Genomic DNA, 11,499 nt, shown 5'->3' with positions numbered 1-11,499 from the left:
CCGATTTTTTTTGAATTTAATAAAATCTGCCAGTTTTTTTAAACTTGAGTTCAATAAGGGTTTCACAATTTTAAGACTCCCATATTTACTCTTGGCCGTTTCAATAGTATATTGCTGCTTTGCCAACCCAAAGTTCATGGACATCCTATGACCCCCTTTCGTCCGATCATCGGTATTACAATGGGAGATCCCCTTGGCATAGGCCCGGAGATTCTCATCAAAACCCTGAATGACCCCCGGGTCTATTCCATATGCAGACCCCTTGTTCTCGGGGATGCTGGGATTCTTGACAAGGCCCTTGTGTTTTCGTCGGTTTCCATGGACATCAATTGTCCTGAAACTCCTGACCAGGGCCTGTATGAACATCAAACCCTGGACGTCCTCAATCTGTCCGATTTAAATCCGGATATCCTGGGCCTCACAACCCCCACTGCTGAAACCGGCCGGGCCATGGAAAATTATATCATCAAAGGGGTGGACCTGGCAGTTAAAAATCAAATAGCCGCCCTGGTTACCTGCCCCATCACAAAAACCGGGCTTAAACTTGCCGGGTCACAATTTCATGGTCACACGGAATTGATCGCAGAGCAGACCCATACCAAAGAATTTGCCATGATGCTGGCCGGCAAAAGCCTTCGTGTGGTTCTGGTGACCATTCACATGCCCATTTCACAGGTGCCCGGAGCCCTGAGTTCCGATGCCGTTCTCAGGACCATACGATTGACCCGGGACAGTCTGAAAACCCGTTTCGGCATTCCCGAACCCAGGATCGGAGTCGCCGGATTAAATCCCCATGCCGGAGAAGACTCCATGTTCGGAGAAGAAGAAAAAAATATCATTTCCCCGGCAGTGGGCTCTGCCCTGAAAGAGGGGATTGACGTGAAAGGCCCCCTGCCCCCGGACACCATTTTTTATCATGCCGTGCAAGGGGCTTTTGATGCAGCGATCTGCATGTATCATGACCAGGGACTGATTCCTTTTAAACTGGTTCATTTCAAGGACGGGGTAAATACCACTTTGGGCCTTCCCATTATTCGAACCTCTGTCGACCACGGAACTGCCTATGATATTGCCTGGAAGGGAAAGGCAGATCCTTCATCCCTGATGGAGGCCGTTAAAATGGCCGTTGTCCAGGCCGGAAACCAACTCTCTGGAAACTAGAATCGGACATTCCATGAAGCCGGACAATATTCTTATCCAGGGGGCCAGGGAACACAACCTGAAAAACATCGATGTTGAAATTCCCAGGAACAGCCTCACCGTTGTCACCGGCCTTTCCGGATCTGGAAAATCAACCCTGGCCTTTGACACCCTGTATGCCGAAGGCCAGCGAAGGTATGTGGAATCCCTTTCCACCTATGCCCGGCAGTTTCTCGGGCAGATGGACAAGCCGGCAGTGGATGCCATCATCGGCCTGTCTCCGGCCATATCCATTGAGCAGAAAACCGCCAGCCACAACCCCAGGTCAACCGTCGGGACCGTCACTGAAATCTATGATTTCTTAAGACTTCTCTTTGCCAGGGTGGGCAAACCATTCTGCCATGAATGCGGCAAACCCGTTTCATCCATGTCCATTGATCAGATCTGTGATCAGATCCTGGATCTTGACCCGGGGACAAAGATCATTCTCCTGGCCCCCCTGGTCAAGGATGCAAAGGGGAGCCACGACAAGCTCTTTGCCAGGATGAAAAAAGAGGGGTTTGCCCGGGTCAGGGTGGACCGGGAAATGATCCGCCTGGAAGATCTCACTCCCCCTGCCAAAAACAAAAAACATACCATCGAAGTGGTGGTGGACCGCCTGGTCATCAAACCGGGAATGGAAAAAAGGCTGACCGACTCCATGGAACTTGCCCTTTCCATGTCGGAAGGGGTGGTGACCGTCCTGGACCTGGGTCGGGAAAAGGAGATCCTGTTCAGCGAAAATGCCTCCTGCCCCGGCTGCAATGTCAGCTATTCAGAGTTTACTCCGGCCAGTTTTTCCTTTAACTCTCCCCAGGGGGCCTGCCCCCGCTGCGACGGTCTGGGCACGGCTTCTGAATTTGATCCGGACCTCATTGTTCCCGATCCCGCCATCTCTTTGCGCCAGGGCGCGGTTCTTCCCTGGCAGAACAGGGACTCTGTCCAGTTCATGGAATTTCTGGATGCCCTGACCTCCCATTATAAGGAGGACATATATAAACCCTTTAAAAAACTGGCCCCAAAATTTCAAAAGGCCATCCTCTACGGATCCGGGAAAGAAGAGATCCCCTTTTATGTGGAAAGGGCCGGCAAAAAGATCCTGTACAAGAAAAAATTTGAAGGGGTGATCCCCGGACTCCGGCGCAGATACAGTGAGACGGACTCTGCCTCTGCCAGGGAAGAGATTCAGCGGTATATGAACTTCAGACCCTGCTCCCATTGCAGGGGAACCCGGCTCAACCCGGCCTCAGGCTCAGTCAGGGTCGGTGAAAAGGCCATCTGGGAGATCTCCTCCATGCCGATCCAGAATATCCTTGGATTCATCTCCTCCCTTGAAATGGCCGGCAGGGATAAAGTGATTGCATCGGCCATCTTAAATGAACTCGAGCAGAGACTGGGCTTTCTCCAGAACGTGGGCCTTGAATACCTGACCCTGGACCGGTCCGCCGCCACCCTGTCCGGAGGGGAAAGCCAGCGGATCCGGCTGGCCACCCAGATCGGCTCCCGGCTCACCGGGGTTCTCTATGTTCTGGACGAACCCAGTATCGGACTCCACCAGAGGGATAATGCAAGGCTGCTGAAGACCCTCATGGGCCTCCGGGATCTCGGGAATACGGTCCTGGTGGTGGAACATGACGAAGAGACCATTCTTGCCTCGGACCATGTCATTGATATCGGACCCGGAGCCGGTGTCCATGGCGGGAAGATTATGTTCTCAGGGCCTCCCGAGGATTTGTTTAAAAGTCATGACTCCCTCACCGGTCAATATCTTTCCGGAAAAAAACAAATACTGGCGCCTGAAAAAAGAAGAAAAGGAAACGGAAAGGCCCTGACCATCAAAAAGGCTTCGGCAAACAATTTAAAAGGGATCGATGTTTCCTTTCCCCTGGGATGCTTTACCTGTGTGACCGGGGTGTCGGGATCGGGCAAATCCACCCTTGTTCTGACCACCCTGTTTCTGGCCCTGTCCAATCAGATCAACCACACCCGGAAAAAGGTGGGCAGGTATGGGGAGATCCTGGGCATCGAGCTTCTGGATAAGGTAGTCCACATTGACCAGTCCCCAATCGGAAAGACTCCCAGGTCAAACCCCGGCACCTATACCCAGGTATTGAATCCCATCCGGGACCTTTTTGCCAGGACCCCGGAAGCCAAGGCCCGGGGATATAAACCGGGAAGGTTCAGTTTTAATATCCGGGGAGGACGGTGTGAAGCCTGCTCGGGAGACGGAATCGTCAAGATAGAAATGCATTTTCTGCCCGACGTTTATGTGGGGTGTGATGTGTGCAAGGGCAAGCGCTTCAACCGGGAAACCCTGGACATTAAGTACAAAGGAAAGAACATTGCCCAGGTCATGGATATGACCATCAACCAGGCGGTCCGATTTTTCGATAAGATCGCTCTTATCCGAACCAAGCTTGAAACCCTGGTCCAGGTAGGGCTGGGCTATATCAAGCTGGGGCAGTCCGCCACGACTCTGTCCGGGGGCGAGGCCCAGAGAATCAAGCTCTCCCGGGAACTCTCCAAAAGAAGCACCGGCAAAACCATTTATATCCTTGACGAGCCCACCACAGGACTTCATCCCGATGATATCAATAAGCTGCTCATGGTGCTGAACCGTCTGGTGGATGCGGGAAATACCGTTGTGGTCATCGAACACAACCTGGATGTGATCAAGTGTGCCGATCATGTGATCGACCTGGGACCGGAAGGGGGGGACAAGGGAGGGGATATCGTTGCCCTGGGAACCCCGGAGGAGATCTCAAAAAACCGCAAATCCTATACCGGATACTATCTGGAAAAAATCCTCAGCAAAGAAACTTGATGTCTGCTCTGCCGGTTTGAACTTGTTCTTATTCCGAAACCCTGACTCCGCCTTCCAGAACACAGACATCCGTATCACAGGGGCAGGCCCCGTCGATCTCGCAGGCATAGGCTATTCTGGAAGCCTTCTCAAACAAATCGCCGGAAACAACGGGAAAGGAAACTTCCGGGTCCAGGGCTAAAAGAGTCTTTTTTCCGGGAACGGCATCCAGCCCGTGGCCCGTTACCCTGCCGGTAATTCCATCTATAATTTCCGCATCTTCCCCGTTGGTGGTGACGATCACCGGGATCTGGTAAGGATGAATGATTCTCGAAAGGGCCAGGTTGGAGAGCCGCCTTGTCACCAGGGACCCTGGTGCATATTTGATGACCATCCCGGTTTTGTCCCGGGCCTGGACGAGAAAATCGATTTTGAGTTTTGCCCTTTGGCTTCCCGCAGATACGGTCAGTTCTGTCTCTTTCCTGATATCCTCTTTGGCGTATCCCAGATTCATGATCAGAAGCCTGGCCAGTTTCTGGCGGTACCGTTCATCGTGGGTGTCGGCCAGAACCCGGCCGCTTAAAAAATCAATAAGCTCTCCCATGATCAAATGGTGGGGATTGGTTTCCATGGCATCCTCTTCCTCCTGGTTTTATTTACCTCTATCCTTAAATATATAAGAAGATTTTTAAAAATAACAATAGGAGGCCAGGGTGTTTGAATAATCGGTGACCGACTGGTCGTGTTTCCCTAAAAGATAAGAGGCTATCCCCCCTGCCGCGCCGGGAGCCAAAGCAATGACCTGGGTATAATCTGAGATGGCCCTGGGATAGTATTTTTTTAAAACCCTGCGCCAGAAATGAGAATCCATGGTTCCATCTCTGTTTATCCCTTTCTGGCAGGTTCAGTCAATTTATACGGTCTGCCGTGTAAAACAAAAGCATTCAACCCCTTTGTCTTCATCCATCTCGTATAAATCCCGCTCTGTTTTTGGCTGGATTCGGCGCATGGCCAGCAGCTTGAAAATTTCCATTACCATGGGATGCTTTTTAAGGTCGTTCCCGGATATTTTGCGGAGCACGACATCGCTGTCGGCCAGAATCATGGCCCTATGTCGATGGTCTGGGGGGAAAAAAAACATTCCCCCAAAGACATTCCCCGGGGAAAGGTAGGTGCGACCCTCCCCATCCAGCATAACAACCGAGCCGCTTTCAATGTAATACACATCATCCTGGGAGTCGTCCCGGCCGAGGATCTTTTGGCCCTTCTTTTTCCAGATAAGGGTAAAGCATCTCTCCCATTCGGTATCCACCACGAGGGTGTGGTAAAATTCTAGATTCATGGCCCAGAGAAGCTCATTGGAAAAATGCAGCAGGCGGATGCCCAGCGAATCACCAGCGGTCTTGGGTAGCATCACACCGTCATGGATAAACCCGTCCACCGGAACCGACATGTGGTCGATATAGTCCAGCAGTTTTTCTGAAGGCAGGTCTTTTTTGCCGGTGATCGCGGAGAACAGATTCTGGGCGTCGCTCAGTCGTTCCCTGGCACGGGGAAAATCCGGGAAGATCCCTTGAAGCCCGTGGCCGAAAAACAGGTTCACCGCTTCATTTTTCAATTCAATAAATCTGGACAAAAGTTCCGGGTCGACATCTGGGGGACACTGGTGGATGCCAGGTTTATAGATTGTGTACACATGGATGGGGTGATCCAGGTTCCTGGGCGTGATCTTGCCGATACTGACGGTGCTCTGCCTGTTCCTTGACTGGCCAATGGCCACCCCCCTGTCCATCAGAAAACTGGTGCCGAAATAGCCGCAGAGTTCTTCCAGCCTTTTGGCCGCGGAAAAACTTGCACCGCACCGCATGGGTTTCCCTTCAATGGATGTCTCAATGATGTCCCCTTCAAAGAGGCCGATACGGATTTTGGGAATACACCCCTGCCCCATGGCTATAGAGAGCTTGACCGCTGCCGAAACTGCCCGGTCGCAGCATTCTGATGCGGCTTCTCCCGGCTTTTTCTCAAAAATGGAGATGGCGCCGTCTCCGGCAGAGGGTTCTATGGGCTGGTACGGTTTCCCGTCACTATTGATAATTTCACGGAGGCTGCAGTGATAGTTCACAATAAAATCGCGAATTTCCACAGGTCCCATATCTGCCGTGATCTGTGAATAGCCAACCATATCACAGAGAAGGATTACCACATGTTTTTCACTTTGGCGCTTTGAGTCCTGTTTATTCATTCCATTCTCCCAAGACCCTGGATATGGGTCGATTAAGATATAGGTATTCGGGCAACCTCCCAAGATTTACCATTGGATCTGAAATCCCAAGAAGAGGTTGTGGTCCATGCTGTCATGACCAAGTGCCGCATCATAATTGGCAAATAGACTGAAGCCTTCCTTTTCGATCAGGGCCAGGCCAAAGCCGCCTACCAACATATCCCTGGCCGCTTTGCTGTTTTTCACAGAAAATGCGCCGGCCCCTGTTGAATCTCCAAGAAACCGGGTGGTGGCATACCGGTTCCCGTTGACAAATTCATGGGCCCAGCGGCCGCTGAGTTCCAGGATCAGCCGTCTGTCGTCTGCCAGGTGAACCTCCTTGACTGCCCCGACTCCGACGGACCCAATCACCGAGGTCTCCTCACGGTTGTCCACATGCAGGTTCAGGGAACCGGCCCCGGTCTCTTTGTAGGCGTCATAATCCATGTGAACCGTCTGTATAGAAACCAGGGGCTGGATAATGCCCCCAAGCCCATCATGGTCAATGGCTTGGGTGGCTTCCATATAGGCTGAATACACATTGCCCTCAAACTCTCCTTTGGCAACCCGGTCGATACCACCGAAACGGATGTGCCGCCGGGTTTCATAATCATTCCGGCCAAAGGCGGCGGCAAAGGAGACATGCCAGGGGCCAGGGGTCCAGGCCCCGTAAAAGCCCCCCACAATCCCCTCTGCCGTGCCGGTGTCATCCAGGCTGTCAAAGCCGATGTCCGATTCCGTCCAGCTCAAGCTCAGACCTGCCAGAACATTGGAGGGGATGCGATTGTCCGCTCCCAGGACAACTCCGCGGCTCTGAAATGAATATTGGTCAAAGAGCTCATTTCCGGAGCGGTCTCCAAAGACCCCGACTCTTTGGGCCCAGATGCCCCAGTTCCGGTCTGTATGCCTCAAATCGGCATTGCCAAGGCCAAAAAGCAGGGTGTCGGTATCTGACATTTCAAAGGATCGATCAGCCGTTGGAAGAGGACCCTGACTCCATTGGGCAAAAGAGGGGGCGTTCTGAGCCTGGAAGGCAGACACCCGGCTGGTGATGCTTTTCATCTGCTGGGTGGCGGTGCTCAGGTTCACATTATAGAAAGAGGTCAGGCCGGCACCGCTCATCTGGTCAAGGGCATTCCGGGTCTGGGGAGCCGTAAGCCCCACCATGACTGCCTGCGCCTCGTCCAGATCGCCCTGGGTGGCAAGGGTTTCCAGGGACTTGGCCACGGATTTCTGGTTTTCAGTGACGGCGATATCAGAAAACATGGTATCGTTCCGGGTCATGGTCAGCAGGACATCATTGCCGTCGCCGTCGGTATAGGAGACCGTGGGCCTCAAAAATACCAGATTGGAAGCAATAGCCCCAAAGGTGTCGGTAACAGGGTCTGCCCCATCATTGTCGATGATAAGGTAAGTGCCCTCGGCCGCATAGGTGCCCTCGGCCGCAATCACGTTCAGGGTGGCATTGCCCAGATCCACGGTGCCGTTGACGATGGTCTGATCCCCGTTACCGTCGGCGTCGATTTCGACTTCGTAAACCGAGCCTGCCGTCAGGCTCAGATTCCCCGTGGTAATGGTACCGATGGAGTTGCCCGGTGCCAGGACCCCGCTTACACGGGTCTCACCGGAGAAGCCCATTCCTTCCAGAATCCCCGAAGCACCCACCACAACCGGGCTGGATAGGGTGCCGTTGAGCCGCAGGATGCCGCTGTCCACCACGGTACCGCCGGTGTGGGTATGGTTGCCCACAATGGTGAGCATGCCGGTACCGGTTTTGGTCAGGCTGCCGCTGCCTGAGACGGTCCCGGAAATGGTGTTGTCGTTGCCGTTGGTGTCAATGATGCCGCCCCCCCCGTTGAGGATCACGTCCTGGGACATGGTAAAGCCGGCCGTGGCCTGCAGGATGCCGCCGTCAAAGGAGAGATCCCCGCTTCCCAGGCTATCGGCTCCCACGGCCAGGATGCCGCCGTTAATGGCCGTGCCCCCGGTATAGGTATTGGTGTCGGTGAGGGTAAGAATACCGCTGCCGGTCTTGGTCAGGGAGCCACCGCCTGAGAGGGAACCTGAGAGGGTATTGTCGTGGCCGTTGGTGTCAATGGTGCCGCCCCCCCCGTTGAAGATCACGTCCCGGGACATGGTAAAGCCGGCCGTGGTCCTGAGAATGCCGCCGTCAAAGGAGAGATCCCCGTTTCCCAGGCTATTGCCCCCTGCGGCCAGGATGCCGCCGTTAATGGCCGTGCCCCCGGAATGGCTGTTGGAGCCCGTGAGGGTGAGAAGGCCGTCCCCGGTCTTGGTGAAGGAGCCATTGCCGCTGATGCCCCCCGTATAGGTGCCGTCTCCGTCAGCGGCGGTCCGGTTCAAGATCAGAGAACCTGAAACTATGAAATTCCCCTGGATATTGCCGCCATTAACCTGGAGACCTCCCTGCTGGACATTGGTGGACCCGGTGAGAGTTAAACTGTTCCCGTCAAGGGTTACCTTGCCGGTGCCGAGTTTGTCTATAGTGCCCGTGCCTGAAATGGCACCGGAGAAGGTGCCGTCGACATCCTGCATAAAACGTAAGTGTGAAGAGCTTTCAGTCTGTATGCTGCCCTGGAGGCTGTCGGTGGTTCCGATCAGTGCGCCGGACCGAATGGTGGTACCCCCGGAGTAGGTGTTGGCCCCGGTGAGAGTTAAGTTGTTCCCCCCCTTGTCTATGGTCAGCGAGCCGGTTCCCTGGATGTTCCCTTCATAGGTGGTGGTCCCGCCGTTGAGGAGTGTCAGTCCGGCGTCCAGGTTGATGATACCCCCTGTGCCGCTCAGGGTGGCGATGGTTTCCGCGTCATCCACATCCAGAACCCCGCCGTTCACGGTCACCGTTCCGGTATCGACAATGGCGCCACCGCCCTGGAGGACAAGGAAGCCTTCATTGAGGGTGGTGTCCCCGGTATAGGTATTGATGCCGGTGAGGGCCAGGGTGCCGCTGCCGGTCTTGATCAGGGAGCCATCGCCTGAGAGGGATCCTGAGAGGGTATTGTCGTGGCCGTTGGTGTCAATGGTGGCCCCGCCGGCATTGAGAGTGGTATTCCGGGCCGTGTCAAAGGAGGCCGTGGCCTGCAGGATGCCGCCGTCAAAGGAGAGAGCTCCCGAGCTATCCCCGAGGTTGTTTTCCGCGCCCACGGCCAGGATGCCGCCGGTGACGGCCGTGCCCCCGGTATAGGTATTGGTGCCGGTGAGGGTCAGGGTGCCGCTGCCGGTTTTGGTCAGGCTCCCGCTGCCAGACAATACCCCGGAAAAGGTGGTGGCCGCCCTTGTATCCAGGGTGCCGCCCCCGGCATTGAGGAGGGTATCGCCGGCAAAGTCTGTGGTTCCCGTGGTGATAAGGGCGCCGCCGTTAAAGGACAGGGTCACCGGAATGCCGTTGGCTTGCCCCAGGCCCTCTCCCGATGCAACGGAAAAGGCCCCCTCTTCAATTGACATGGTGCCATTGAAACTGACAGAATCGGACAAAGAGACAGTGCCGGTCCCCCTTTTGACAAGGGTACCGCCGAAGCCCATCAGGTTGGTATTATGAGTGCCGTCAGAATCCTGATCAAAGACCAGGGTGCCGCCATTGATGGTCAGAACCTTGTCCAAGTTGCCGGTATTCCCCACCAGGGTCCCATCCGCAACATGGATCCCGTTATTGGCATCATTGCTGCCGGTCAGGACCATGGTGCCGTCGCCGGATTTTTTTATCCCGCCGACTCCTGAGGTGTTTCCGTTCAGGGTAAGGGTCCGGTCGGCATCAACATTGAACGTGACGGTACTAAGTGGCGAGTTTAATAACAGATCCAGGTTGATCTCCATGTCCCTGTTAATTAAATCAATCCCGCCGGAGACAAGGCCCATGGCATTGCCGCTGAGGACAACCGTGTCTGTTCCCCCGCCCGAACCATCTACCCGGATGACCATGTCGGTGAGGACCATGTCATTGTTGGCGTAGATGTCACTGGCACCGAAGATCAGGGTATCGCCGTCACCCGGAGCCGCATTCCAGTTGTCTGCATCGCTAAAAAGCTGGATTCCACTGCTGCCCTCCCAGGAGACCACTGCGCAGAATACCGGGGTGGTGTGGATAAGATAAAATACCACAATCAGGCATCTGACCCCAAAAAAGTGTTTTCTTAGAACTGCCATTGCCTTCCTCCTTTGTTTGGACGATAGCTGGCTAAGGATTCAACACCTTGGAGAGGGGTATTTCAAACGAGAATCAAGTAGGATGTGGGCTTGCTCCCAGCCTGCCCTAAAAACTCTTTCATCCATCGAGAGGTTTTTCTTCTCCAAGTTATTCGGATATCCCCAATAGGCCAAAAGCCAAGCCTGATGCCAATAAAAAAACTGAGTCCCTTTTTCAAGACAACCCAGTTTCATGGCGTACGACTTATAACTTTTGCAACCCGGCTGTCTTGAAACAAGATCCGTGGCTTTCCGTCCCTGGCTCGCGCCAGGTTTGGCCGGTCTGTTTATTTAACAATTTGTTTTAGTTCATAAACACCTTCTTTTATCAACGCACGATGTTAATTAACTGCGAGCGACTATAAAAATAACTAGACATATGGTTAATGAATAAAATTTAATTGTCAACAAAAAACATATTTTTAAAGGGTGTTGAAACCGTTCAAATTTCTGTTTCGTTATAGGTGCCCCACGCGTTTGTAATTCTTTTTTCCAATGTCAGATTGTCCGGCTTTTACCGTAGCAATATCTGGTTTTGTTTTTTACCGCATAAAATCTATTTCAGACGGCGGCCTTTGTTGTATTCAGATATACCAATAGCGACCGATCAATCGGCTCAGAAAAAATCCCGCATTGAACGTTCAATTCATCCTGTGGCAGCAAACAACTCCTTTTGCCCATCTTCTTTTTTCATTGGTTTATGCCTTGTTCCGGCCATTTCAATCAACAATGTTACGATAGTCGTCAGAGTTGATCGGACAATCACACCATGCTGGCTTCTTACCCGTGTTTGTTCGAGGCCTTCTCTTTTTTTCATCAGATTAAAGGGCCTTTCACAGTTTTTCCGGATCTCGATTGCGTCTTGAGATCCGCTATGAAAAATCGGCATTGGTTGAAAATAGCCGCTGTCAAAATCAACGATCCTTGATTTTGAACAATTTGATTCAAACGCACACTCACCCGGAACGGCATCACATCCAAATTCGTGGCCTTCCGGTGTCGATCCCAAAAACTGCATTGGAATCTCACAAGAATCATTACAGGCAACCCTTAATGGCGA

The 11,499-nt window shown here is 53.2% G+C and carries 6 protein-coding genes, 1 pseudogene and 1 riboswitch; of the genes and pseudogenes, 2 read left to right on the top strand and 5 right to left on the bottom strand.

Annotated features, from left to right (window positions below):
• Positions 1 to 147 precede the first annotated feature (147 nt).
• Both pdxA and uvrA read left to right on the top strand, forming a co-directional pair.
• Positions 148 to 1,161 (top strand): 4-hydroxythreonine-4-phosphate dehydrogenase PdxA, encoded by a 1,014-nt coding sequence (gene pdxA / locus F608_RS0124180; protein WP_022668314.1) that lies wholly within the window; start codon positions 148 to 150, stop codon positions 1,159 to 1,161.
• Between the two features lie 13 nt (positions 1,162 to 1,174).
• Positions 1,175 to 4,003 carry an excinuclease ABC subunit UvrA gene (gene uvrA, locus F608_RS0124175; RefSeq protein WP_022668313.1) on the top strand — a complete coding sequence of 943 codons (2,829 nt, stop codon included), beginning with the start codon at positions 1,175 to 1,177 and terminating at the stop codon, positions 4,001 to 4,003.
• 28 nt (positions 4,004 to 4,031) lie between these two features.
• Here the strand turns inward: uvrA and F608_RS0124170 are convergent, their stop codons facing one another.
• The 5 genes and pseudogenes from F608_RS0124170 to F608_RS33225 form a co-directional block, all read right to left on the bottom strand.
• The gene (locus F608_RS0124170; RefSeq protein WP_022668312.1) at positions 4,032 to 4,613 is read right to left on the bottom strand and encodes a type I restriction enzyme HsdR N-terminal domain-containing protein; all 582 of its coding nucleotides are present in this window, start codon (positions 4,611 to 4,613) and stop codon (positions 4,032 to 4,034) included.
• A 57-nt stretch (positions 4,614 to 4,670) separates the two neighbouring features.
• Positions 4,671 to 4,853, bottom strand: a complete 183-nt coding sequence (locus tag F608_RS0124165) for a hypothetical protein (RefSeq protein WP_022668310.1) — start codon at positions 4,851 to 4,853, stop codon at positions 4,671 to 4,673.
• Between the two features lie 42 nt (positions 4,854 to 4,895).
• Positions 4,896 to 6,224 carry a cyclic nucleotide-binding domain-containing protein gene (locus F608_RS0124160; protein WP_022668309.1) on the bottom strand — a complete coding sequence of 443 codons (1,329 nt, stop codon included), beginning with the start codon at positions 6,222 to 6,224 and terminating at the stop codon, positions 4,896 to 4,898.
• Positions 6,225 to 6,290: 66 nt separating this feature from the next.
• Positions 6,291 to 10,400 carry an autotransporter outer membrane beta-barrel domain-containing protein gene (locus F608_RS0124155; RefSeq protein ID WP_022668308.1) on the bottom strand — a complete coding sequence of 1,370 codons (4,110 nt, stop codon included), beginning with the start codon at positions 10,398 to 10,400 and terminating at the stop codon, positions 6,291 to 6,293.
• Positions 10,401 to 10,651: 251 nt separating this feature from the next.
• A riboswitch (cyclic di-GMP riboswitch) is annotated at positions 10,652 to 10,728 on the bottom strand.
• A 357-nt stretch (positions 10,729 to 11,085) separates the two neighbouring features.
• Positions 11,086 to 11,499: pseudogene (locus F608_RS33225) on the bottom strand (transposase); the annotation flags it as partial.

This window comes from Desulfospira joergensenii DSM 10085, assembly GCF_000420085.1.
Taxonomy (GTDB): domain Bacteria; phylum Desulfobacterota; class Desulfobacteria; order Desulfobacterales; family Desulfobacteraceae; genus Desulfospira; species Desulfospira joergensenii.
Note: the sequence above shows the minus strand (reverse complement) of the source record. Positions and strands in the feature narration are given on the sequence as shown.

What these genes read in the sequence shown, in the direction of transcription:
- uvrA (WP_022668313.1), top strand. Translation starts at nt 1,175, where the DNA reads ATGAAGCCGGACAATATTCTTATCCAGGGGGCCAGGGAACACAACCTG.
- pdxA (WP_022668314.1), top strand. Translation starts at nt 148, where the DNA reads ATGACCCCCTTTCGTCCGATCATCGGTATTACAATGGGAGATCCCCTT.
- F608_RS0124165 (WP_022668310.1), bottom strand. Translation starts at nt 4,853, where the DNA reads ATGGATTCTCATTTCTGGCGCAGGGTTTTAAAAAAATACTATCCCAGG.
- F608_RS0124170 (WP_022668312.1), bottom strand. Translation starts at nt 4,613, where the DNA reads ATGGAAACCAATCCCCACCATTTGATCATGGGAGAGCTTATTGATTTT.
- F608_RS0124160 (WP_022668309.1), bottom strand. Translation starts at nt 6,224, where the DNA reads ATGAATAAACAGGACTCAAAGCGCCAAAGTGAAAAACATGTGGTAATC.
- F608_RS0124155 (WP_022668308.1), bottom strand. Translation starts at nt 10,400, where the DNA reads ATGGCAGTTCTAAGAAAACACTTTTTTGGGGTCAGATGCCTGATTGTG.